The organism is Sphingomonas sp. ABOLH, assembly GCF_003951715.1.
Taxonomy (GTDB): domain Bacteria; phylum Pseudomonadota; class Alphaproteobacteria; order Sphingomonadales; family Sphingomonadaceae; genus Sphingomonas; species Sphingomonas hankookensis_A.
In genome coordinates this window covers 56530-79435 of record NZ_QQWV01000017.1, presented here as the reverse complement: position 1 = coordinate 79435, position 22906 = coordinate 56530, and the positions used below count along the sequence as shown (strand labels likewise).

The 22906-nt window shown below is 66.7% G+C and carries 21 protein-coding genes and 1 tRNA gene; 9 read left to right on the top strand and 13 right to left on the bottom strand.

Translation table 11 applies throughout. The features are described 5' to 3' along the window. Positions 1-544: 544 nt before the first annotated feature. Positions 545-2290 (bottom strand): methyl-accepting chemotaxis protein, encoded by a 1746-nt coding sequence (locus CA237_RS10150; RefSeq protein ID WP_066692891.1) that lies wholly within the window; start codon positions 2288-2290, stop codon positions 545-547. Positions 2291-2477: 187 nt separating this feature from the next. Here CA237_RS10150 and CA237_RS10145 point away from each other — a divergent pair, with 187 nt between their 5' ends. Together CA237_RS10145 and CA237_RS10140 are read left to right on the top strand one after the other, a co-directional pair. Continuing rightward, complete coding sequence (locus tag CA237_RS10145) at positions 2478-2906, top strand: hypothetical protein (protein ID WP_066692888.1); 429 nt, start codon at positions 2478-2480, stop codon at positions 2904-2906. 9 nt (positions 2907-2915) lie between these two features. Further along, the gene (locus CA237_RS10140; protein ID WP_066692886.1) at positions 2916-3734 is read left to right on the top strand and encodes a ferredoxin--NADP reductase; all 819 of its coding nucleotides are present in this window, start codon (positions 2916-2918) and stop codon (positions 3732-3734) included. Between the two features lie 181 nt (positions 3735-3915). Here the strand turns inward: CA237_RS10140 and CA237_RS10135 are convergent, their stop codons facing one another. From CA237_RS10135 to CA237_RS10110, 6 genes are all read right to left on the bottom strand, one after another. Next, positions 3916-6051 carry a TonB-dependent siderophore receptor gene (locus tag CA237_RS10135; protein ID WP_066692885.1) on the bottom strand — a complete coding sequence of 712 codons (2136 nt, stop codon included), beginning with the start codon at positions 6049-6051 and terminating at the stop codon, positions 3916-3918. Positions 6052-6138: 87 nt separating this feature from the next. Then, positions 6139-6555 carry a GNAT family acetyltransferase gene (locus tag CA237_RS10130; RefSeq protein ID WP_346773496.1) on the bottom strand — a complete coding sequence of 139 codons (417 nt, stop codon included), beginning with the start codon at positions 6553-6555 and terminating at the stop codon, positions 6139-6141. Continuing rightward, the gene (locus CA237_RS10125) at positions 6552-7439 is read right to left on the bottom strand and encodes a hypothetical protein (RefSeq protein ID WP_126013967.1); all 888 of its coding nucleotides are present in this window, start codon (positions 7437-7439) and stop codon (positions 6552-6554) included. Before CA237_RS10125 ends, CA237_RS10130 begins: the two co-directional genes overlap by 4 nt. A gap of 73 nt (positions 7440-7512) precedes the next feature. After that, positions 7513-8142 carry a hypothetical protein gene (locus CA237_RS10120; protein WP_198158597.1) on the bottom strand — a complete coding sequence of 210 codons (630 nt, stop codon included), beginning with the start codon at positions 8140-8142 and terminating at the stop codon, positions 7513-7515. 74 nt (positions 8143-8216) lie between these two features. After that, complete coding sequence (locus CA237_RS10115; protein ID WP_066692876.1) at positions 8217-8492, bottom strand: hypothetical protein; 276 nt, start codon at positions 8490-8492, stop codon at positions 8217-8219. Between the two features lie 114 nt (positions 8493-8606). Further along, on the bottom strand, positions 8607-9347 hold the full coding sequence (locus CA237_RS10110) for a Bax inhibitor-1/YccA family protein (protein ID WP_066692874.1): 741 nt from the start codon (positions 9345-9347) through the stop codon (positions 8607-8609). Between the two features lie 116 nt (positions 9348-9463). Between CA237_RS10110 and thpR the strand changes: the two genes are divergently transcribed. The 4 genes from thpR (at position 9464) to CA237_RS10090 (ending at position 12300) form a co-directional block, all read left to right on the top strand. Continuing rightward, positions 9464-10015 (top strand): RNA 2',3'-cyclic phosphodiesterase, encoded by a 552-nt coding sequence (gene thpR / locus CA237_RS10105; RefSeq protein WP_066692871.1) that lies wholly within the window; start codon positions 9464-9466, stop codon positions 10013-10015. A gap of 104 nt (positions 10016-10119) precedes the next feature. Next, on the top strand, positions 10120-10437 hold the full coding sequence (locus tag CA237_RS10100) for a glycine zipper 2TM domain-containing protein (protein ID WP_066692893.1): 318 nt from the start codon (positions 10120-10122) through the stop codon (positions 10435-10437). 79 nt (positions 10438-10516) lie between these two features. Next, positions 10517-10942: an OsmC family protein gene (locus CA237_RS10095; RefSeq protein ID WP_066692869.1), complete on the top strand. Its 426-nt coding sequence runs from the start codon at positions 10517-10519 to the stop codon at positions 10940-10942. Between the two features lie 188 nt (positions 10943-11130). Then, positions 11131-12300, top strand: a complete 1170-nt coding sequence (locus tag CA237_RS10090; RefSeq protein WP_126013963.1) for a glycosyltransferase — start codon at positions 11131-11133, stop codon at positions 12298-12300. 210 nt (positions 12301-12510) lie between these two features. Here the strand turns inward: CA237_RS10090 and CA237_RS10085 are convergent, their stop codons facing one another. Genes CA237_RS10085 through yajC form a run of 4 tightly spaced genes read right to left on the bottom strand, consistent with a single transcriptional unit; the run spans position 12511 to position 15784 of the window. Then, the gene (locus CA237_RS10085) at positions 12511-12876 is read right to left on the bottom strand and encodes an MTH938/NDUFAF3 family protein (RefSeq protein WP_066692866.1); all 366 of its coding nucleotides are present in this window, start codon (positions 12874-12876) and stop codon (positions 12511-12513) included. Continuing rightward, complete coding sequence (secF, locus tag CA237_RS10080; RefSeq protein ID WP_066692864.1) at positions 12873-13835, bottom strand: protein translocase subunit SecF; 963 nt, start codon at positions 13833-13835, stop codon at positions 12873-12875. Before secF ends, CA237_RS10085 begins: the two co-directional genes overlap by 4 nt. A gap of 12 nt (positions 13836-13847) precedes the next feature. Beyond that, on the bottom strand, positions 13848-15440 hold the full coding sequence (gene secD / locus CA237_RS10075; protein ID WP_066692861.1) for a protein translocase subunit SecD: 1593 nt from the start codon (positions 15438-15440) through the stop codon (positions 13848-13850). Continuing rightward, positions 15440-15784 (bottom strand): preprotein translocase subunit YajC, encoded by a 345-nt coding sequence (gene yajC / locus CA237_RS10070; RefSeq protein WP_066692858.1) that lies wholly within the window; start codon positions 15782-15784, stop codon positions 15440-15442. Before yajC ends, secD begins: the two co-directional genes overlap by 1 nt. Positions 15785-15944: 160 nt before the next feature. Here yajC and CA237_RS10065 point away from each other — a divergent pair. Further along, positions 15945-16021 (top strand) — tRNA-Pro (locus tag CA237_RS10065). Between the two features lie 581 nt (positions 16022-16602). Beyond that, positions 16603-19620 carry a TonB-dependent receptor gene (locus CA237_RS10060; RefSeq protein ID WP_084401744.1) on the top strand — a complete coding sequence of 1006 codons (3018 nt, stop codon included), beginning with the start codon at positions 16603-16605 and terminating at the stop codon, positions 19618-19620. A 63-nt stretch (positions 19621-19683) separates the two neighbouring features. On the opposite strand, the gene CA237_RS10055 is transcribed toward CA237_RS10060, so the two are convergent. Together CA237_RS10055 and CA237_RS10050 are read right to left on the bottom strand one after the other, a co-directional pair. Beyond that, entirely contained in the window at positions 19684-21336 is a 1653-nt protein-coding gene (locus tag CA237_RS10055) for a putative 2OG-Fe(II) oxygenase (protein WP_126013961.1), read from the bottom strand. Then, the gene (locus tag CA237_RS10050) at positions 21333-22187 is read right to left on the bottom strand and encodes a 2OG-Fe(II) oxygenase family protein (RefSeq protein ID WP_232307917.1); all 855 of its coding nucleotides are present in this window, start codon (positions 22185-22187) and stop codon (positions 21333-21335) included. The genes CA237_RS10055 and CA237_RS10050 overlap by 4 nt, the downstream gene beginning before the upstream one ends. Here CA237_RS10050 and CA237_RS10045 point away from each other — a divergent pair. Next, on the top strand, positions 22180-22896 hold the full coding sequence (locus CA237_RS10045; protein WP_066689589.1) for a 2OG-Fe(II) oxygenase family protein: 717 nt from the start codon (positions 22180-22182) through the stop codon (positions 22894-22896). The genes CA237_RS10050 and CA237_RS10045 overlap by 8 nt on opposite strands. Positions 22897-22906 lie beyond the last annotated feature (10 nt).

Below are 22906 nucleotides of genomic sequence, written 5' to 3'. Positions count from 1 at the left end.
GCATGATCTCGACCTCACGCAGCTTCCCGATGATCTCCTCAGGCTTGTGCTTCTTGGCAGGCATGCGTCGTCCCTTCCTTGATCCAGACTGTCATAGTCGATGGACCACTCAGAAGGGGGCAGCTCAAGACAGTCCTCCACGGCTCGGCAGTAGTGTCGAATTCGATCAACCGATAGCGTCGTTCGCAGGTGAGCCAACTCGTGCAAGGGCAGCGATTGGGAAGTTTATTCCAAGGAAGCGAAGCGAGGCGGCGCAGTTGCCCATACGCATCTGCCATATCGACAAATTCGCCGATCCACTCGGCGTGCCACTCATCTTCAATTACAAACATGGCTGCCGCTCACGACTTCTACGTACAACCTGACAGATCCCTCGCAATGGGGGATGCCGTAGAGGGTAAGGGTCATCGGGTTGCCATCGGTTGCGCAGGAGGACGGATGGCGCATAGCGGTTCTGTGACGGAAAGACAGGGTGGCGCCGGGTTCGGCAGAAGCGGGACCCCGGGTCAAGCCCGGGGTGACGACTCGATCATGCTACGGAACCTCACGCCGCCGCGCGGAAGGGGAGCGTGCGGCGGGCCTCGGCCGATAGCTGGAAGCGGTCGACATGCTGGGCGAGGGCTGCCGCCTGATCGGCGAGGCCACGGGCGGCGGCGGTGCTTTCCTCGACCATCGCCGCATTCTGCTGCGTCACCGAATCCATCTCGCTGACCGCGATATTGACCTGTTGCAGGCCCGACGACTGTTCGTCCGCGCCCTTGGCGATCGTCGCGACCAGCCCGGCGATCTCGGCGATGCGGCCGACGATCCGCTCCAGCGCCTCGCCGGTTTCGCCGACCAGGTCGACGCCGATCTCGACCTGGTTGCCGCTGGCGAGGATGCGGCTCTTCACGTCGCTGGCGGCATTGGCCGACCGCTGTGCCAGCGCGCGGACTTCGGAGGCGACCACCGCGAAGCCCTTGCCCGCGTCGCCCGCCCGCGCCGCCTCGACCCCGGCGTTGAGCGCGAGGAGGTTGGTCTGGAACGCGATGCCGTCGATGACCGAGATGATGTCGGCGATTTCGTCCGACGCGCGCTTGATCCCGCCCATCGCCTCGACCGCCTGGCGCACGATGCGGACGCCTTCCTCGGCATCGCCGCGGGTCGCCGCCATCGTCACATTGGCCTGCGCCGCACCGGTGGCGGTGCTGCGCACGGTCGCGGTGATCTCGTCGAGCGCCGCCGCCGTTTCCTCGAGGCTCGCCGCCTGCTGTTCGGTGCGGCGCGACAGGTCGTCCGATGCGCTGCTGATGTCCGACGCGCCGTCGCGGATGCCGCCGGTCGACGCCACCACCGCGCGCATCGCATCGTTGAGCGCGCCCATCGCCGAATCGAAATCGCTGCCCAGCTTACGGAACGATCCGGTCAGCGAATCGCCGATCCGTGCGTCCAGATGCCCCTTTGCCAGCGCGGCCAGCGCGCCGCCGACGACTTCGACCACGCGCTGTTGTTCCGCCTCGCGTTCGGCAGCGACGATCGCGGTGTCGCGGAAGGTTTCGAGCGCCTGGGCCATCTCGCCCACCTCGTCATGCCGGTCGCGGCCGGGAATGGCCGAAGCGGTGTCCCCCGCCGCCAGCGACCGCATCCGCCCCGCCACCGCCTCGACCGGCAGCGAGATCGACCGGCCGATGCGATAGGCGCAGAACGCCACCAGCAGCAGCACCGCTAGCGCCAGCGCGCTGAGATACAGGGCGGCATCGAAGATCGCGCCGTTGATCCGGTCGATGAACACCCCCGACCCGATCACCCAGCCCCATGGCGCGAAGCCCGCGACATAGGAGAGTTTCGGCTGCGCTTCCTTCTGCCCCGGCTTGCTCCAGTGATAGCTGAGGAAGCCCGCGCCCTTGGTCTTCACGATCTGCGCCATCTCGACGAAATGGGTCCGGCCGGTCGCGTCGCGATAATTGTTGAGGTCGGTGCCGTTCATTTCGGGCTTGGTCGGATGCATCAGCATCGTGGGATGCAGGTCGTTGACCCAGAAATATTCGGTGCCGTCATAGCGCATGGTCTTGAGCGTGCCGAGCGCCGCGCGCTGCGCTTCGGCCTGGGTCATGCGCCCGGCGACTTCCTCGTCATGATAATGGACGACGACCGATCGTGCCGCCTCCACCGCCTGTCGCGTGCTGCGTTCGATGTCGCGGTGCGTGACCGAGGACAGGTGGAAAAGGCTGATGCACAGCAGCGTGATGAGTCCCAGCGCGGCGACCACCCCGATCAGATTGATCCGCCCCCGGACCTTCAACTGCAACATGCATCCCCCTCGACCGACCCATTCCGCCCGGTTTTGCCGCGAAATGCTGAACATCGCGTTTAAGATTCACGCATTTTTCGCGAAATCGACCGGCCGCATCGCGCCCGCGCTCGAACCGCAGCGACCCCATTGACGACCCGTCCGATCCGCGATAGCCCTTGCGAATGAGTATCAATAGCGAGGCTCTATGTACGATCTGATCGACCGGCCGGTATCGGTCCTGTCCCCCGGCGACCGCTTCCTGATCGATGCGATCCGGTTGTGGGTGGCGGCACGCAGCGCCTGCCAATGTCCCTCCGCGCTGCTGGCGGCGCGCTTCGCCCAATCGGGTGCGCTCGACGCGCTCGGCGATTTCGACGGGTGGATGACCCAGCTGTCGACCCATGCCCGCGTACCGATCCAGATCAATTGTAAATGCGGGCTTGTGACCGACGATGAATCGGTTCTCTTGACCTTGGCGCGCGATCTCGTAACGGGACGCGATGCGAAGGCGCGGACCACGCTTTCGCTGCTGGTCGCCGAAGAGGCGATCGCCCCCACTTTTTGCGCGCTGGCCCGGACGGCGGCAATGCTCGGACAGGTCGGGCTGCCGCCGGGGACCAACGTCAGGACGTAAGGATTATCGATGACCGACCGCACCGCCGTCGTCCACGGCCTCGAACCCACCAACGCGCTGAGCGTCGAGCGCGTGCGTTCGGTGCGCCATTGGAACGAGCATCTCTTCAGCTTCACGATCACCCGCCCGCCCAGCTTCCGCTTCCGGTCGGGCGAGTTCGTGATGATCGGCCTGCCCGGCGACAACGGCAAGCCGTTGCTGCGCGCCTATTCGATCGCCAGCCCGGCCTATGCCGAGGAACTGGAGTTCCTGTCGATCAAGGTGCCGGACGGCCCGCTGACGTCGAAGCTGCAGCAGATCGTGCCGGGCGACGAGATCTTCCTCGGCAAGAAGCCCACGGGCACGTTGGTCACCGACGCGCTGAAGCCGGGTGAGCGGCTGTTCATGCTGTCGACCGGCACCGGCCTTGCCCCGTTCCTGTCGCTGATCCGCGACCCGGACGTGTATGAGATGTATTCGTCGATCGTCGTCGTCCATTCGGTGCGCCGCGTGTCCGACCTCGCGTTCCGCACGACGCTGGAATCGTACCTGTCGGGCGATCCGCTGGTCGAGGATCAGGCGGCGGCGCAGTTCACCTATGTGCCCACGGTCACGCGCGAGGAATTCCACACTACTGGCCGTATCGACGCGCTGGTCGAGAACGGCACGCTGTTCAGCGCACGGATCGGCGGCGCGCAGGCGTTCGACCCGGCGACCGACCGCATCATGCTGTGCGGATCGACCGAAATGATCCGGGATTTCTCGGAATATCTGGAAGGACTGGGGTTCGAGGAAGGGTCGAATGCGAAGCCGGGCGATTATGTGATCGAGCGGGCGTTCGTGGGGTGATCCCTACCTACCCTACCCACCCCGTTCGGTTCGAGTAGCGATCGAGCCTGTCGAGAGCGCGTATCGAGAACGGGGTTCCGCTGGACAGGCGTTCTCGACGGACGCTTCTCGACAAGCTCGAAGCTGCTCGAACCGAACGGGCGTACATAGGGGGGGGCGGCACCACCGCCCCCTTTTCACGTCAATAGCTGACCCGCACCGTGCCCAGCACCGTGCGCGGGGCGATGAAATATCCCTGGTCGAAATTGATCGCGCTCAGCGCCTTGGCATCGTTGACGTTGCGGACATTGACGCCCAGCGACAGGCGCGGCGTCAGTTCGTAGCGCGCCATCAGATCGACCGTGGCATAGCCGTCCTGCGTGATCCGCACCGGCTGTCCCGTGGTCGCGGTGACGCCGGGTTCGAGGTACATGCGGCTCTGGTACTGGCTTGACGCGCCGACCTTGAGCGCAGGCAACACCTGCGGCTGCCACACGATGTTCAGCCGCCCGGTGTTGCGCGGCACGAAGGTGCGCACCGGCTGGTCGTCGTTGCCACGGATGCGCATCGCGGTGAAGCCGCCGGTCGCCTGCAGCCCCGGTGCGATCTGTCCGCTGACCTCCAGCTCGATCCCGCGTGAGGTGGCGTCGACGCCGCGATAAAGGGTCTGACCGATCGTCGGATCGAAACCGGCGGCTTCGGCGGTATTCTTCTGCCGCGCCTGGAACAGCGCGACGCTGGCGTTCAGCCGGCCGCCCAGCCATTCGCCCTTCACCCCGGCCTCGATATTGTCGCCCTCGATCGGATCGATCAGGCGGCGATTGACGTCGGTCTGGGTCTGCGGGTTGAAGATCGTTGCGAAGCTCGCATAGGCGCTGATCGTGCCGGTCAGGTCATAGGTCGCCCCGACGAACGGCAGGAAGCGCGCGCGGTCGTAATTGGTCGGCGCGGTATAGGACACGCCCTCGCTGAACGCGCGGGTGGCGTTGGCCCCGACCATGATCTTGAGCGGATCGGCGGGGTTCAGCCGGATCAGGCCATAGACCGTCTCACGCCGCAGATGCGTGTCGAGGCTGCGGTCGAACGCCGGGAAATTCGGTTCGGGGAACGAGCCGTCGAACCCGCTGAACAACGGCAACGACACGCCGATCGCCGCGAAATCATAGGCCGAATCCTGCGTGTAGCGCTGCGCCGACCGGTTCGCGCCGAACATCACGTCATGCGACCGACCGAATAGCGACACGGTGCCGCTGACATTGCCGTCGATCGTCAGGTTGCGGGCGAACGACCGGAACTTGCCGGGATAGCTGACGATGCCGAGGCCGGTCGCGCGATCCGGCGCACCGTTGATCTCGTTGGGCAGTTGCTCCCCATAGACGTAGAACAGCTTGTCGTCCTCGTCGATCGCGCGGCGCTGGACCGACAGCCTGGCGGTCCAGTTGCCGAAGCGGTGGGTCACGTCACCGAAGATTTGACGGTCGGTCACGTTGAAGCTCGACCAGTCGGGCGAGCTGTTGGTCGAGCGGGCATAATCGATCCGGCTGCCGTCGCTGTAATAGAGCGGCAGGGCGCCCCACATCGCCGCGCGGCTCTTGTGATTCTGATGGCCATAGCCGGCGCTGACGACGGTATCGGGGCCGAGGTCCGCCTCGGCGATGCCATAGCCGGTCCAGCGGGTCAGGCCGTAGCGGTCGAGATAGCTGTCGGTGTCGAGATACGATCCGACCGCGCGGGCGCGGACCGATCCACTGCGGGTCAGCGGCACGCTGAGATCGCCGTCGAGCCGCAGATTGTCGAACGAGCCATATTGCACGCTGGCCGAGGCGGCGAGGTCGCGGGTCGGGCGCTTGCGGATGAAGTTGATCACCGCCGACGGATTGCCGGTCGACGACAACAGCCCCGGCGCGCCGCGCACCACCTCGATCCGGTCGTACATCGCGGTGTCGATCGACCCGTTCTGGATGCCGAACGGGAATGGCAGGCCGACGCCGTCGACCTGGAACGTCTGGATGTCGAAGCCGCGCGCCGAATAATAGAAGCGGTCGGTTTCCTGTGCCTGCACGTTCACGCCCGGAACGGTCGCCAGCAGCGCGTTGATGTCGTTGAGCTGGAAATCCTCGATGTGCGCGCGGGTCACCACGCTGACCGATTGCGGCGTTTCGCGCAGCGACAGCGGCAGGCGGGTCGCGGTGCTCTGCGCCTTGACCGCATAGTCGTCGCTCCCTTCGGTCCGGGTGCCGGTGACGACGATTTCCTCGGCACGCTGCTGCGGATCGTCGGAGGCAGCGGGAGTCGGGGTCAGCGCGGTTGCGGCAAGAAGGACGGCGAAAGGCGACATTGCGAAACATTCCCTGTGATGTTTCGCGTGCCGCTACGCCGGGCTTATCGCTTTTGCAAGTGACTATCAGTAACTTTGCTATTGCAACTATGTCGCATCGCCTAGAAATCGACCGAGCACGACCACCGCCTGCCGCTCGAGCCCCAGCCGCCGGTAAAATGCCAGCGCCCCCGCATTGTCCTCACGCACCATCAACTGGACCTTGGGGACCGATCGGGCGCACAGCCAATGTTCGGCCGCGTGGAACAGCGCGGTGCCGATCCCCTGCCCCTGCAACGCCGGTCGGACCGCCAGATAATAGACCCAGCCGCGATGCCCGTCCTGCCCGACCATCACGCTGCCGACCGGTATCCCGTCGTGCCGGGCGACGAGGATGGTCGAGCTTTCCCCCGCAAGCGCCCGCGCGAAATCGGCGGCAGGATCGTTCCACGGCCGGGTCAGGGCGCAGGCGTGCCACAGCGCGACGACCGCTGCGGCATCGTCCGGCGTCGCGTCGTCGATCACCGGGCGATGCAGGTGCTGCCCGCCCATAGCGCGCTGACATTGTCCTTGGCGTCGTACAGCCCCGACAGGCCGCCGCTGCTGAATTCGCGACCCAGGCTCGTTTCCTCGACCGGCGCGTCGATCACCGATTCGACATCGGCGCGCTTCGAGCCGATGCCGACGCCGCCCATCGTCGTCAGCCCGCGTCCGCGCGCCGACCACCCGACGAAGCGGCCCTCCTGGAAATACACCGCGATGCGCGGATAGGTGGCGATGTCCAGCGGACCTTCGCCGCAATCGGCGTTGCGCGATCCCTCGGGCAGCGTCTGAGTTGCCGCCTCGACCACGCGCAGCACGATGTCGGCGGGCGCGCCGAACGACAGCGCGCGGCTGCTGGCCCCGGCCACCGTCTGCAACCCGTCAGGGGCGAGGCTCAGCGCGATCGCGTTGCGCGCCGCCGCCTCTGCCCCCGCCGGCGCATCGCAGCGGACGAGGCGCGCCGGGCCATCGACCCCGGTCAGTCCCAGATTGCCACCGCTGCCCAGCGCCAGGCGATAGCGCCGCTGTTCGGTGATGCCGCTCCGGTCGCCGATCACGTCGACATCGACCGCGCCGGCCTCGGCCGCCGTGATCGCGCGGGTCGGCAGATCACGGTCGCCGATGCGCAGCGCATTGGCGGCGATGACGGTGCGGTTGGCGCCGGGGGTCGTCGCGGCACAGGCGGTGCCGTCGCTATCCCATGTACCGACGAAGCGGGTCGGGATGGTCACCAGCGCCTCGGGCGTCGGCGTGGGGCTTGGCAGGACCGGTTCGTCCGACTGGGTCAGGTTGACCGACGTCGCCGCGTCGTCACCCTGGCTGCATCCGGCCAGCATCGCCAGCATGACCGTCGTCCAACGCCGCATCCCGTGTCTCCCGCTGCAAACTCGTCGCACGACTGCCGCAAATGCGCCGCTTCGAAAAGAGGTGACGCGTCGGTCAGTGCGGGACGGTCGCCGCGTCGACCGCCGGCACATTGTCATTGGCGGCGGCCGGTGGCGGCAGGGTAGCGAAATAGGCCTTGGCCGGCATCTCGATCACCGTGACCCGGCCGGCATTGGCCTGTTCGACCGACTGGATGAAGGAGCGCAGCTTCTTCATCAGCTTCTTGTCCTCGACCACGCTCAGCCCCGAGCGCCGCGCGGCTTCGGCGACGAAATGCACGCAGTTGCGGCGGTTGAGATTATAGTGCGAATCGCCCTTCTCGCCCCATTCGTCGATCAGCGAACGGATCGATGCATATTGCGCGTCGGTCAGCACGACCGAGAAATGCGCGTTGCTCTTGGCGATATAGGACGGCTTGGGCCGATCGATCATGCCGCCGACCGACCCCATCAGCAACGCCGGCGTGATCGCCTTTGCGGTAAAGCCATAGCTTTCGTTCACCGCCGACCCACCGGCATCGGGCGCACCCGAAAAGGTGAAGAAGGCATGGGGAAAATTCTGCCCGAATTCCTGCGACCAGAAGGTGATCGTCACCGCCGCCTGTGCCGGGACGACGCTGCCCATCGCCAGCAGCAACAGCGCGAGACCGCGCAGCAGGGTACGGAACAGGCGTTGGGTCGTCATGGCCCCCCTCATACCAAGGGCGGCGCATCGGGACCACCCGACACGCCGCCCGAACCGTACCGTTAGCGTGGGCGTCAGTCGTTACCGGCGAGCTTGGCTTCCTGTTCCTCGTCATAGCCCGACGACGGCGCCGGACCGTCGCTGCCCGGCACCGTCGCGGAGATCGGGTCCGATGCATCCATCGATTCGTCCAGCCCGCGATCGAGCCGGGCATCGGCGTCGTCGAGGTCGCCGGTCACGTCGCCGGCATCGCCCTGTGCCGGGGTCTTCGCTTCGCTCTCCCGCCCGTCGGGGGCGACCGACAGCGAATCCAGCGCCTTGTCGTCGATACCGTTGATGTCGTTGGTCATGTCCCTCACTCCTTCCCCGCTCCAACGAAACGACCGCGCCCGGCGTTCCGCGCAAACGAAAAGGCCCGGCAGTCGCCTGCCGGGCCTTCGCGATTGTTGCCGAGAACCTTGGGATCAGTCGCGGTTGCCGAGGAACGACAACAGGAACTGGAACATGTTCACGAAGTCGAGATACAGCGACAGGGCACCCATGATGACAGCCTTGCCCGCGAAATCGGTGCCGGCGACCTGGAAATACATCGCCTTGATCCGCTGCGTGTCATAGGCGGTCAGACCGGCGAACAGCAGCACGCCGACCGCGCTGATGACCAAGCTGAACATGCCCGACTGGAAGAACAGGTTCAGCAGCGACGCCACGATCAGGCCGACGACGCCCATGATCAGGAACGTGCCGAACCCGGTCAAGTCACGCTTGGTCGTGTAGCCATAGAGGCTGAGCGACAGGAACGCGGTGGCGGTCGCGAAGAAGGTCAGCGCGATCGACGGCCCGGTATAGCGCAGGAAGATCGTCGACATCGACAGACCCATGATCGCCGCGAACGCCCAGAACAGCCCCTGCGCCGCGCCGGTCGACAGGCGGTTGATGCCGAAGCCCAGCACCATCACGAAGATCAGGGGCGAGAAGATGATGAGGTATTTGAGCAGCCCCGGCTGGTAGAACACGGCCGCCGCCGGCGAGGTGTCACCACCCCACGAGAACAACAGCGCGACGATGCCGGTCAACAGCACGCCCGAAGCCATGTAGTTGTACACCGAGAGCATGTAGGACCGCAGCCCCGCATCCCGCGCCATGTCGGTGGTACGGTTACGGGTAATCGGTGCGGCCGTCGTCCGGGGATCGGACCAGTTCGCCATTGTAAACTCCTCTTCCCGGCACACATGCCGGATGGTCGAAATATCGTCTGCATAACGCACGAATTCAAGGCAAACGCCGCCAGCAACACTTTGTTACGGCCCCGAGGAGAATCCGCTTGCACCGGCTGTTCGTAGCACTTCGCCCACCCCCGCCCATGCGCCGGAAATTGCTCGACATCATGGACGGCGTCGACGGCGCGCGGTGGCAGGACGAGGATCAGCTCCACGTCACGCTCCGCTATATCGGCGAGGTCGAGCGGCCGATGGCGGAGGATATCGCCACCGCGTTGCAGGCGGTCCACGCCCCCGCGCTCGACCTGGCGCTGTCCGGAGTCGGGCGGTTCGATACCGGGTCGCGCGGTCGGGCGCTCTGGGCCGGCGTCACCCCGCAGGACGCGGTCGCGGCGCTGCATTGCAAGGTCGACCATGCCCTCGTCCGCCTGGGGCTACCGCTCGAGGGGCGAGCGTTCCTGCCGCACATCACGCTCGCCCGACTCAATTGCGGGTCGGGACCGGTCGATGCGTTCCTTGCCGAACAGGGCGGGCTGCGGTCGCCACCGATGCGCTTCGACCATCTGGTCCTGTACGAAAGCCACCTGGCCCCGGACGGCGCATGGTATGAACCCGTCGTCCGCTATCCGCTGTCGTCACCCCTGCCCCGAACCTGAACGCAAGCCTGTCGTTTCGTTCATGAAACCGTCATGCCGGGGATGCGTTAAAGGGCCAAGTCAGGAATACGGACGAAAGGAAGAATCCCACGCGCAACATCATGATGGCGCTCGCCGCTGCCTCGCTGCTGGCTCCCGTCGGCCCGACCTTCTCGAAGCACGGCATTTCGGTCGGCAAGACCGAAGCGGAGGCACAGCGTCGCTACAAGTATCGCGAATGGCGCGGTCGTGACGGTCGTCGCTATTGCCGCCGTGAGAACGGCACCACCGGTCTGGTCGTCGGCGGCGTCGCCGGCGCGCTGGTCGGTCGCACGATCGACACCCGCGGCGACCGTACGCTCGGCACGCTGCTCGGCGCCGGCGCGGGCGCGCTGGCCGGTCGCGAGATCGAGCGCAGCGGCAGCCGTGGCCGTTGCCGTTGAACCATATACGGTTTGACGAATTCTGAAGGGGCGGGTCCGGCGACGGGCCTGCCCCTTTTTCATTGGCAAAGGTTTCCGCATGATCCGCAGTGCATCCGCCCGCTACGAAGGTCTCGGCAAGGACGGCAAGGGCCACGTATCGACCCAGTCGGGCGTGCTGTCCGACCAGCAATATGGCTTCAACACCCGTTTCGAGGACGGCAAGGGCACCAACCCCGAGGAGCTTATCGCCGCCGCCCATGCCAGCTGCTTCACCATGGCGCTGAGCTTCGCGCTGGCCGGCGCGGGCTTCACCGACGGCACGCTGGAGACGACCGCCAAGGTCACGCTCGACAAGGATGGCGACGGGTTCAAGGTCAGCAAGTCGGCGCTGACGCTGACCGCCAACGTGCCGGGCATCGATCAGGCGAAGTTCGAGGAGATCGCGGCGGGTGCCAAGGCCGGCTGCCCGATTTCGAAGCTGCTCAATGCCGAGATCACGCTGGAGCATACTCTGACGGCATGAAGATCGGGAGGGGGAGATCCGCCCCCTCCCCGTCACTCCGGACTTGATCCGGGGTCCCGCTTCTTCTGCAATGTCGGAAGGCAGGCGGAACCCCGGCGACGACCTCTTGGGGGCCTTATCCGTTCGGGGTCAGCGCGGATCGTCGTTTTCGCGAAGCCTTCACCCTTTTCGCGCTACAGGATGCGGCGATGTTACGCGTCCTGACCCTCGCCACCCTGTTCCCCGATGCGGTACGGCCCAATTTCGGCGTGTTCGTCGAACGGCAGACGCTGGGGCTGGCAGCGCTCGACGATGTGGCGGTCCATGTCGTCGCCCCGCTGGGCCTGCCACCCTTCCCGCTCGCGCTCCACCCGACCTATCGCGCGCTCTCGCGGTTGCCGGAACGGGAGGGTTGGAAAGGATTGCCCGTCGACCGGCCACGCTTCCTCAACCTGCCCGCGACACAGGGGCGGTTTCATGTCGCGGCGCTGGTCCGGCGACTTGGTCCCCATCTGACGCGACTGCGCGATACCTTTCCGTTCGACGTCATCGACGCGGAATTCTTCTTCCCCGACGGCCCCGCCGCCGTCGAACTGGGCCGGCACTTCGGCGTGCCGGTATCGATCAAGGCACGCGGGGCGGATATCCATCACTGGGGCCATGCACCGGCCACCGCCGCGCAGGTCCGCGCCGCGGGACGAGCCGCCGATGGGCTGCTGGCGGTGTCGCAATCGATGGCCGACGACATCGCCGCCGCCGGGATCGACCGGCCGGTGCGCGTCCATCGCACCGGGATCGACCGCAGCCGCTTCGGCACGATCGACCGCGCCACCGCCCGTGAGCGGCTGGGCATCACCGGACCGCTGGTCGTGTCGCTGGGCGCGCTGATCCCGCGCAAGGGGCATCGCATCGTGCTGGAGGCGGTGGCGGCGCTGCCGGGCGTCGGGCTGTGGATCGTCGGCGGCGGGCCGGATCAGGCGGCGCTGGCGGCGCGGATTGCGGAACTGGGCATCGCCGATCGGGTCCGGCTGTGCGGGGCGATGCCGCATGGCGACCTGCCCGACCTGCTGGCGGCGGCCGATGTGATGGCGCTGGCGTCGTCGTCGGAAGGGCTGGCGAATGCCTGGGTCGAGGCGCTGGCCAGCGGCACGCCGATCGTCATTCCCGATGCCGGCGCCGCGCGGGAGGTCGTGACGGCGCCCGCCGCCGGACGAATCGTGGCGCGCGACGCGAGCGCCTTTGCGCAGGGGATCGCGGCGATCCTGTCGCAGCCGGTCGACCGCCAGGCGACGCAGACGGTGGTCGAGGCGTTTAGCTGGGAGCGCAACGCGCTGGAACTGTGCGAGCATTTGCTGGGGTTGGTGGCAGCTCGGCGGTGAATTTAACGGACGCCGTTCGTTCGCCAATCAACAGCACCTGCCCCTTCGTCACCCCGGGCTTGACCCGGGGTCCCGCTTCTTTTGCCGCACGAAGAAGAAGCGGGACCCCGGATCAAGTCCGGGGTGACGGTTGTGGTTGACGGTCGCGCCGATCCATCAGCGTGCGCGCGATCAGGGTGCCGGACTACCGCGTCCCCCTATCGCCCACCCTCAAAGCGGGTAGAACGCCGCCGCGATCTGCCGCCCCTCGTCGCGCAGCACGCCCCAGGCGCGGGCGGCGGCGCGGCTGTCCATCGCCTCGATCCCCAGCCCCATCGCGTCGAGTTGCCGGACCAGCGCGCGCGGCGGCTGGCGCAGCGTCGCGCCGGTGCCGAGCAGCAGGAACTCCGGCTGCATCGCCAGCACCGCAGCCAATGCATCGGCGTCGAGCGCGTCGAACGCCGGCGGCTCCCACAGATCGGCACGCTGCGGCGTCATCAGCAGCGCCGGGTAGATGCCGTCATCCACCCGAAACCCGGCGGCGGTCAGGCCCGATACGACCGGGCCGGCGCCCGTGCGGACCCGGTCGAGCTTCACCGCGTCGTCTTCTGCGGCACGGGTTCCTTGACCGTCCCCTCACCCACCGGCGCGCCGGGCTTGAGACCCAGCGTGATCAGCAGCGACGACGACACGTAGATCGACGAATAGGTGCCGACGATCACGCCCAGGATCATCGCGGCGGTGAAGCCGCGCAGCACATGACCGCCGAACACGATCAGCGCGGTGAGCGCCAGTAGGATGGTCAACGAGGTCATGACGGTGCGCGGCAGCGTTTCGTTGACCGACAGGTCGATCAGCTCGCGCATCTCCATCTTGCGATACTTCCGCATGTTTTCGCGGATACGGTCGTCGATCACCATCTTGTCGTTGATCGAATAGCCGATGATGGTCAGCACCGCGGCGACGATGGTCAGGTCGAACGCAAACTGTTCGCGGAACAGCGCGAAGAAGCCCAGCGTCATCAGCACGTCGTGGACGATGGCGACCGCGGTCGACACGCCGAACTGCCATTCGTAGCGGAACCACGAAAAGATCGCGATGCCGACGATCGCCAGCACGACCGCGAGGATGCCGTTGGTGACCAGCTCGTCCGACACCTTGCCCGACACGGTCGAATAGTTGCTGAAGGTCGCACCGGGGAATTCGGCGGCCAGCGTCGCCTTCACCCGCTCGACCAGGCGGTCGGTCGCGCCCGAATCGCCTTCGGGCACCGGCAGGCGGATCGACACGATCGTCGGATCGCCGAATTGCTGGATCGCGGGTTCGCCGACGCCCAGCCGCTCGATGCTCGCCCGGACCTTGTCGATCGCGGGCGGCGTGGCGAACTTTTCCTCGATGGCGACGCCGCCCATGAAGTCGACGCCGAAGTTGAGGCCGCGAACGAACACCAGCCCGACCGCCAGGATGCTGAGGATCAGTGTCACGGTGAACGCGATCTTGCGCACCGCGACGAAGCGGATGTTGGTATTGTCGGGTACCAGCTTGATGAGACGCATGACGGCTGGGCCTTAAATGGTGATGTCGGTCGGACGGTTGCGGCGCATCCATCCGGCAACCAGCATCCGCGTGAAGGTAACGGCGGTGAACACCGAGCTGGCGATGCCCAGCAGCAGCACGACTGCGAAGCCGCGGATCGGGCCGGAGCCGAGGATCAGCATGATCCCGCCCGCGATCGCGTGGGTCACGTTCGCCTCGAAGATCGTGCGGCTCGCTTCCTTATAGCCCAGCTCGAGCGACTGCAGCACGCTGCGGCCACGGCGCCGTTCCTCGCGGATGCGTTCGTTGATCAGCACGTTGGCGTCGACCGCCGTGCCGATGGTCAGCACGAAACCGGCGATACCGGGCAGCGTCAGCGTGGCGTTCAGGAACGCCATCACCGCGATGATCATCAGGATGTTCAGCACGACGGCGATGGTCGAATAGATGCCGAACCGGCCATAGGTCATCACCATGAACACGATGACGGCGATGGTCGCGATGATCGCGGCGGTGACGCCCGCCTTGATCGAATCGGCACCCAGTTCGGGGCTGACGGTGCTTTCCTGCACGACGGTCAGGTCGACCGGCAGCTTGCCCGAACGCAGCGCGATGGCCAGCTGGTTGGCCGAATCGACGGTGAAGCCGCCGCTGATCGTGGCGCTGCCGCCGAGGATCGGTTCGTTGATGTTCGGCGCGGAAATGACCGAATTGTCGACGATGATCGCGAACGGCTTGCCGGTATTCTCCTGCGTCACCTTCGCGAAGCGGCGACCGCCGTCCGCGTTGAAGTTGATCGTGACGTTGGGCTGGCCGTTCTGGTCATAGGTCTGGCGCGCATCGGCCAGTTGGTCGCCCGAGATGATCGTGGTGCGCTTGACCGCGATCGGTGCGCCCTGCGCCGGATAGGGCAGGATCTGGCTGCCCGCCGGCACCTGCCCGCGCGCCACGGCGGCGGGATCGGCGGTCAGGTCGACCAGCTTGAATTCCAGCCGCGCGGTCTTGCCGAGCAGGTCCTTCAGCGCCTTCGGATCCGAAAGCCCCGGCACCTGCACGACGATGCGGTTGCTGCCCTGCTGGATGATCGTCGGTTCGCGGGTGCCCAGTTCGTCGATGCGGCGACGCACGACCTCGGTCGCGTCCTTCATCGCATTCTCGACCGCCAGGCGCAGACCCGCCTGGGTAGGCGTCAGCACGAAGCGCGTGGTGTCGCGCACCTCGATGTCCCATTCGCGCTGGCCGGTCATCCCCGCCCCGCCGCCGGTGAGGCCCAGCAGCTTTTCGCGCGCGGCGTCGACCTGGGTCGCGTCGCGGACCATGAAGCTGATCTGCCCGCCCCGGGTCGAAATGTCGCCGACCGCGACGCGCGGGTTGCGGCGCATCTCGGTCGCGATCATCTCGCGCATCGCCTCGACCCGCGTCGCCGCGACGTCCTGCGTCTGCGCTTCGAGCAGGATGTAGCTGCCGCCGGCCAGGTCGAGGCCGAAATTGATCGTCGGCGTCGGCACCCAGCCGGGCAGCTTCGCGCGCGTCGCTTCGGGCAGCAGGCTCGGCACCGCGAACAGCGCCAACAGGATCACGGACGCCCAGATGGCGATCCGTTTCCAGCGGGGAAAGTCGAGCATCAGTCGTTCGCGGGCTTGGCGCCGGCGGGCGGCGTGACTTCGGCGATGGTCGCCTTCACCACGCGGACGCGGGTGTTGGCGGCGATCTCGACCTCGACGAACGCGTCCTCGACCTTGGTCACCTTGCCGATGACGCCGCCGGCGGTGACGACCTGATCGCCCCGCTTCACCGCGGCGATGGCGTTCTGCAGCGTCTTCATCCGCTTCGACTGCGGACGGATCAGCAGGAAGTAGAAGGCGACGAAGATCAGCAGCAGCGGCGCGATGCCGATGAGCGTGCCGAGAAAACCACCCGATGCCGCAGGGGCGGCAGCGGTCTGGGCGAAAGCGGAGGGTACGAGCATTGCTGGCCTGAATGTCCGAGATAGCGGACGCCGCGGACACGGCATCCTGATTAACTGCGGGCAGCTATCATCTGCTTGGCCCCCACGCAACATTTGCCCACCCGCACGCTTCGGGCTTGCATGGCGACGAAAGCCGCCCTAAAGGCACGCCCTCTCTGATCGGGGCGTAGCGCAGCCTGGTAGCGCATCACACTGGGGGTGTGGGGGTCGCAGGTTCGAATCCTGTCGCCCCGACCAGAGACATCGACGAGACGTGGCTCGTCTGGCGGGCCCGGTAATGGCCGGGCATCGCCCTCCTCGCACGGGCACTATCCGGTTGCTGGCAGACCCGGCCGCGCAGCGCAGAAGCCTGTACAGGCTTGGCGGATGACGGGAACAGATCCGCCCGGCCGATCCGTGAGGATCGTCGCGTCCATTATGCCGGATCGCAATAGAATTTGCCGCTAAAATGGTATTCCGTATGCGATGCGTAGAACGGTGTGCATGGCATACGTTCAAGCCGTGGCACGGCTACATCGCCACCCCAAATCAGTGATGATGTTCAAGCAAACTTACTAAGCGAACGAGTACTCGAAACCTCCACGGCCCCTACACAATATATCCATATTGTTTCTTATTGTTTCCGACTTCTCGATAGTGATTACGGATGTAACTAAAAAGACACATCCATTACATAACCGACACTGCCCCCCTTCTGCCCGGTTGCGATCTCGATCTTCGATTGATCTAGTGACCCGCAGGACCACGCAAACCAGATCGAACTGGCGGCTCCACGAAGCGCACGCCGCGCATCGTAACGAATTGGGGGATCATCCTACATGGTAGCATTTCGCTCGCGATTGCTGACGACCACCGTCTTTGCCGGGGCTGCGATCGCGCTGACCTCGCCCGCGCTGGCGCAGGTCGCCGAACCGACGACCGGGACCGGGCTTCAGGAAACGACCGAAGCCAGCGGCACCGGTGACGATACGATCGTGGTCACCGGATCGCGCATCCAGCGGCGCGACCTGACCTCGCCCAGCCCGATCGCGGTCGTGGCGGCGGAAGAATTCCAGCTGACTGGCGCGGTCAACGTCGAACAGGTCATCAACACGCTGCCGCAGGCCGTGCCGGGCACGACCGGGTTCTCGAACAACCCGGGCACCGGCGCGGCGACGCTCAACCTGCGCAACCTGGGCGCCACCCGCACGCTGGTGCTGGTCAACGGCCGCCGCTGGATGTCGTACGACACCAACCAGATCGTCGACCTGAACACCATTCCGCAGTTCATGCTGCAGAATGTCGAAGTGCTGACCGGCGGTCAGTCGGCGACCTATGGTTCGGATGCGATTGCCGGCGTCGTCAACTTCAACCTGCGTCAGGACCTGAACGGCGCCATCATCGGCGGGCAGTATGCGCTGACCGAACAGGGCGACGGCGCACGCTATGACGTGAACTTCGCGTTCGGATCGAAGTTCGCCGACGGTCGCGGCTCGGTCACCGTCTATGCCAACTATACCCGTCGCGAACCGATCTTCCAGGACGCGCGCGCCTTCTCGCGCAATGCAGCGGGCGATGGCTGCATCGTGCGCGGTTCGACCAATTCGCAGACCGGCATCGGCACCAACCTCGGCGGCGCGCTGTCGACCTGCGCCACGCGCGGCGGCGAAGTCGGCCTGGTGCCGCAGGGTTCGGCATCGACCCCGATCGCGACCCTGCCCGCCATCACCACCGGCGGCGCGGCGCTCGGCTATGTGTTCAACCCGACCGGCGGCGGCACGCGTGCGTTCAACGATCCGGCCGATCTCTACAACTTCGCGCCCGACAACTATCTGCAGCTGCCGCAGGAACGCTACCTGATGGGTGGCTATGGCAGCTATGAAATCGCCGAGAACATCACCGGCTATACCGAACTGAGCTTCGTCAAGACGTCGGTCCCGCAGGAACTGGCCCCCACGCCGATCGGCCAGGCGCTGAACCTGCAGATCGCCAGCCCCTGGTTCAACGACCAGACGCGCGGCCTGCTGCGTCCGCTCGACACCGATGGCGACGGCTATGTCACCACCAACGTAAACTTCCGGTTCAACCAGTCGGGTCCGCGCAACGTCGACGCCAGCCGTACCGCGTTCCGCCTGCTGGGCGGTATCCGCGGCGACATCACCGAGGACCTGCGCTTCGACGTGTACTATATGTACGCCCGGACCGAGAACCAGCAGTTCCAGCAGGGCAACATCTCGCGCAGCCGCTTCGCCGCGGCGACCGAGACGGAGATCGTCAACGGCACCCTCCAGTGCCGCAACGCCGCTGCGCGTCTTGCCGGCTGCCGTCCGCTCAACGTCTTCGGGCTCGGCCTCGCCGATCCGGCGGCGATCCGCTACGTCACGATCAATTCGACCAACCTCGAACGCTCGGACATCCGCAACTTCGTCGGCTCGGTGAACGGCGACCTGTTCACCATCGGCAACAATGCCGATGCGGTCGCCTTCGCCGCCGGTGTCGAATATCGCGGCATGTCGGCCAGCTATCGTCCCGACACCTTCCTGGCATCGGGCGACGTCGCCGGCTTCAACGCGGGTCAGCCGACCAGCGGCGAATATAGTGCGCGCGAAGTGTTCGGCGAACTGAACGTGCCGCTGCTGAGCGAGAACATCGTCCACAAGCTCGAACTGACCGGCAACGCCCGCTATTCGGACTATTCGCTGAACGCAGTGGGCGGGGTGTGGACCTATGCCGCCGGTGCGCAGCTCTCGCCAGTCCGCGACATCACGCTGCGTGGCCAATATGCCCGTGCGGTGCGTGCGCCGAACGTGCAGGACCTGTTCGGCGGCAACTCGACCGGATTCCCGCAGGCGCAGGACCCGTGTTCGGATCGCGGCGCCCCGGCCAACCGGACGGAGGCCATCCGCCAGCTCTGCATCGCCAACGGCGTGCCGGCGGCTGCGGTCTTTACCCGCGCGGTGCAGCCGAACGCCCAGATCCAGGCCAATTTTGGCGGCGATCCCAACCTGCAGGAAGAAACCTCGGACACCTACACCGCCGGTGTCGTGTTCCGTCCGAGCTTCATTCCGCGCCTGAACGTCACGGTCGATTACTTCAACATCAAGGTGCAGGACACGATTGCGACCTTCGGTGGCGGCCTGAACGATGCGCTGTCGCTGTGCTTCACCGTGGCACAGAACCTCAGCAACCCGATCTGTTCGATCTTCCAGGGCGTTCGCAACACGGCAACCGGGGCGATCGGCGAAACGTCGGGCGGACGTAACCCGAACGTGCTGTCGGCCAACATCGCGACGCTCCGGACCTCGGGCATCGACGTCGCCGCCGATTATTCGCTGCCGGTCGATTTCTCGATCACCGGCGGGGATCGTTCGAACATCAGCTTCTCGTTCCTCGGCACGTGGCTCGACAAGTTCCGTAGCACGTCGGTCGCCGCGATTCCGGAGCGTGAGACGATCGGCGAGGGTTCGGTTCCGATCGTTCCGACGCTCAACCCGATGCCGAAGTGGAAGCACAATGCCCGCCTCAGCGTATCCGACGGCCCGATGGTCCTGTCGGCGCGCTGGCGCTACTTCGGTGGCGTCGAGGATCGTCGTCTCAACAACACGTTCGTCGGCCTGGTGCGCACGCCGCAGGATCCGGCGCTGTTCCCGAACGCACGGATCGGCGCGGTGAACTATGTCGATCTGGCCGCGGCGTTCGATGCGACCGACAAGCTGCAGATCAACATCGGCGTCAACAACCTGACCAACCAGAAGCCGGAAGTGCTCGGCTCGCTGCAGGAACAGGCGAACACCTTCCCCGGAACCTATGACGTGCTGGGTCGCGATTTCTTCGTGGGTGCACGGCTTCAGTTCTGACGCCGTCGTCCGTCGATGGAAACAAGGGGGGCATCCGCGGCAACGCGGGTGCCCCTTTCGCTGTCAGCGTGAAGCGACGTCGAAGGCGATCGTCATCCGCTTGCCCGACGCGATAGGCCGGGTGCCGTGGAACAGGGTGCTGGGGAACAGGACGCAATGTCCGACGCGCGGCACGACCGTCCGCAGCGGCGCCAGGTCGAGGCGCAGGTTCGCAGGCGGCCGGCCAAGCTCCAGCATGCCCGCCTCGCCACCGGGTACTTCGAAATAGGCCGCCGACGACAACAGCCCTTGGGGGTGGACATGCGGCGCGTGGCGCCCCTCCCCGCTCAAACGGATCGACCAGCTTCCTGCGATCCGCCACGGCCGCACGCGGGCCCGCAGCAACGGATGCGTCGGATCGGCCGCGGGCAGCGACTCGCGATAGGCACCGAGCGCCCGCTCCACCGCCTGCGCGACGACCCGGATCGCGGATTCGTCACGCTGGAACAGCCCGCCGCGCGTCTGGCTGCCCAGCTTGACCGACTGACCGATCGGCATCGCCGCGCGGTCGTGGAGCAGGTCGAGCGTCGCGCTCGCGTCCGTCAGCGCCGTGTCGGACAGGTCGAGCGACGCTTCGCGGATCAGCGCAGGGTTGCCATGCAGCCAGTCGTGGCGGGGATCGCCCAGCACCCGCCATGCCAGATCGCGCAGGCTCCACGCCATCACGTCATCATCCCGCACCGCGATCGCCTGTCCCAGCAGCGTATCGGCCTGTTCGGGGCGTCCGGCCCGCAGCGCCTGCCGTGCGGCGGCAATCCACCAGTCGGGGGTTGCGGGCGTCCCGGCGGCAAAGATCGCCTCGGCACCCGCATCGTCCCCGGCCTCGCCACGATAGACCGCTTCGTCGAGCAGCAACGGGTCGCGCGGACCGATCCGCGCACGGCATTGCGCCAGGATGTCGGCGGCGGCGGCATGCGCATCGACCCCGGCCAGCATCGCCGCCCAGGATCGCTCCGCCGCGCCATCGGCATGATGCGGCACAGCCGCGGCATAATGATCGCAGAAATCGTCCCGATCGCCTGCTGCCCAGCGCAGCGTGGCATGGAGTTCGAGCGCGTCGATCCATTGCGGCAGCTGCGTCGCCAATTGCCTCGACAGCTCAAGCGCAGCCGCCCGGTCGCCCGCCGCCTCCAGCGCCTGTGCCAGCCCGTGCAACAGCCACGGGTCGCCCGGCGTCTCGGCCAGCGCGGCATCATACCGGGCGATCGCGCTGCCATCGCCCCGGTCGAGCGCGATACGCGCCCGGCCATGGAGCGCCCGGCGGTTGCGCGGATCGCGGCGCAGTTGCTCGTCATAGCTGGCGGCAGCCCCGCGCAGGTTTCCCGCAGCATTTTCGGCTGCGGCGCGCGTCGTCCAATAGCGCGGATGCCCGGCAAGCGCCGCCTCTCGCGCGGTCAGGTCGGCCACCGCCTCGGCTGCGCGGCCCAGCCGGGTCAGGACGATCGCGCGGTTGATCGCCGCCTCGCCAAGCGCCGGATCGATGCCGAGTGCGCGGTCGAACAGCGCCAGTGCTTCCGCCGCCCGCCCCGCCCCGGCATGGAAATTCCCGGCGCTGTTGAGCAGCGCGGCATCGCCCGGATAGGTCGCCACCGCCTGCGCAAAGCCCCTGGCCGCAGCAGCGTCGTCTCCCCGCGCCGCCGCCGCCAGCGCCGCCTGTCGAAGCGTGGCGGCGATCACCGGTCGCGGAACCAGCCGGTGATCGAATAGCGCCCCACCGGCGCGAATGGCGGCACATAGCTGACGGCATGCGGGCGCGGCACCGCAAACAGGCTCAGGGCATTGAAGCGCGGCCGATATCCCGCAACGATATCGCCATCGTCGTCGAAGAACTGCAGATAGCCGCCCCAGTCGGGCCGCCAGTCGACCGCGCAGAGCGACAGGACGTATGCGATGCGCCACCCCTCCCCGACATGGGAGTCGCTATGTTCCGCCAGGAATTGGCCCGGCGCGAACAAGGTCGCCTGCGCATCCGCCTTGCGCAGGTCGGGCATGCCGGTGACGCCGCGCACCAGGTCGAGGAACGGCGCGTCGTTGATATGTTCGAGCACGATGTCGTGCGGCCCGCCCGGCGCCCAGTGCTGGAGATAGGCATCGAGGATCGGGTAGCGCGCATAGGAAAAGCCATAGTCGCGCCCGCGCATCGCCTGCTCGATCGCCTCGCGGATGGCGGTGCGGCGTGCCGGGTCGAGCGCGGCGAACTCGGCGGCGGTCAGCCCGACCGGCTTGTCGGTGCCGACATCATAGGCGATGCCCCATGGCGTCTGTTCGGCGATGACGCGGTGGAGCGCGCGTGCCGAGACATCGGTCAGCACATCGCGGATCTGCACCCGTCCGTCCGCCGCGAATTGCGCGGCAAGTGCCGTCCGGTCGAGCGACGGGTTGAGCGCGAGCAGTTCGATCATGCGGAATACCGGGTGGTCATACGCGAAAGGTTTCGCCCAGCCGGCGCGATGGCGCAAGCCGTCGCCCGACACGGGGGCTTCATTCGCCGCGCGATCGGTGCCATGCCATCCGGCACCGATGTTCACGCTCGACCCGACCCTCGATCTCGCGATGCTCGCCGAACGCTATCGCCGCGACGGGCGCGTGGTGATCGACAATGCCCTGGCCGGCGATGCCGCGCTGCTGCTTTCGGCGCATCTGCGCCAGCGGACCGACTGGCGCAAGCTGGTGCTGAGCGGCGACCAGGTCGTCGAATTCGACCGCGCCGGATGGGGGGCGATCCCGCCGGAACGGGCCGAGGCGCTGAACCTCGCGGTCTATGCCGCCGCGCGCGCCGGCTTTCAGTTCCGCTTCGACAGCATCCGCGTGTCCGACGCCGTGCGGGACCGCGCGGGCGATACGACCCCGCTTGGCGGTTTCGCCCGCTGGATGTCGTCGCCGGCGATGCTGGACGCCTTGCGGGCGATTACCGGGGCGGGTGACGTACGGTTCGCCGATGCGCAGGCGACCGCCTATGCCCCCGGCGATTTCCTGACCGTCCATGACGATGCCGTCGCGGGCAAGCATCGCCGGGCCGCCTATGTCTTTGGCCTCACCCCGGGATGGCGGCCCGAATGGGGCGGGCTGCTGCTGTTCCACGGGCCGGACGGCGAACTGCGCGCGGTCGCGCCGGGGTTCAACCGGATGACCATCTTTGCCGTGCCGCAGGAACACAGCGTCAGCGAAGTGACCCGTGCCGCCCCGGCGCGGCGCTATTCGATCACGGGCTGGCTGCGCGCCGAACCGCAACCCTGATCCCGCCTCA

Excerpts from the sequence above, each read along its gene's own strand:
- CA237_RS10060 (WP_084401744.1), top strand. The coding sequence starts at position 16,603 with ATGGTAGCATTTCGCTCGCGATTGCTGACGACCACCGTCTTTGCCGGG.
- CA237_RS10145 (WP_066692888.1), top strand. The coding sequence starts at position 2,478 with ATGTACGATCTGATCGACCGGCCGGTATCGGTCCTGTCCCCCGGCGAC.
- CA237_RS10115 (WP_066692876.1), bottom strand. The coding sequence starts at position 8,492 with ATGACCAACGACATCAACGGTATCGACGACAAGGCGCTGGATTCGCTG.
- secF (WP_066692864.1), bottom strand. The coding sequence starts at position 13,835 with ATGCGTCTCATCAAGCTGGTACCCGACAATACCAACATCCGCTTCGTC.
- CA237_RS10045 (WP_066689589.1), top strand. The coding sequence starts at position 22,180 with ATGTTCACGCTCGACCCGACCCTCGATCTCGCGATGCTCGCCGAACGC.
- secD (WP_066692861.1), bottom strand. The coding sequence starts at position 15,440 with ATGCTCGACTTTCCCCGCTGGAAACGGATCGCCATCTGGGCGTCCGTG.
- yajC (WP_066692858.1), bottom strand. The coding sequence starts at position 15,784 with ATGCTCGTACCCTCCGCTTTCGCCCAGACCGCTGCCGCCCCTGCGGCA.
- CA237_RS10135 (WP_066692885.1), bottom strand. The coding sequence starts at position 6,051 with ATGTCGCCTTTCGCCGTCCTTCTTGCCGCAACCGCGCTGACCCCGACT.
- CA237_RS10125 (WP_126013967.1), bottom strand. The coding sequence starts at position 7,439 with ATGCGGCGTTGGACGACGGTCATGCTGGCGATGCTGGCCGGATGCAGC.
- CA237_RS10150 (WP_066692891.1), bottom strand. The coding sequence starts at position 2,290 with ATGTTGCAGTTGAAGGTCCGGGGGCGGATCAATCTGATCGGGGTGGTC.
- CA237_RS10120 (WP_198158597.1), bottom strand. The coding sequence starts at position 8,142 with ATGACGACCCAACGCCTGTTCCGTACCCTGCTGCGCGGTCTCGCGCTG.
- CA237_RS10110 (WP_066692874.1), bottom strand. The coding sequence starts at position 9,347 with ATGGCGAACTGGTCCGATCCCCGGACGACGGCCGCACCGATTACCCGT.
- CA237_RS10100 (WP_066692893.1), top strand. The coding sequence starts at position 10,120 with ATGGCGCTCGCCGCTGCCTCGCTGCTGGCTCCCGTCGGCCCGACCTTC.
- CA237_RS10140 (WP_066692886.1), top strand. The coding sequence starts at position 2,916 with ATGACCGACCGCACCGCCGTCGTCCACGGCCTCGAACCCACCAACGCG.
- CA237_RS10090 (WP_126013963.1), top strand. The coding sequence starts at position 11,131 with ATGTTACGCGTCCTGACCCTCGCCACCCTGTTCCCCGATGCGGTACGG.
- CA237_RS10095 (WP_066692869.1), top strand. The coding sequence starts at position 10,517 with ATGATCCGCAGTGCATCCGCCCGCTACGAAGGTCTCGGCAAGGACGGC.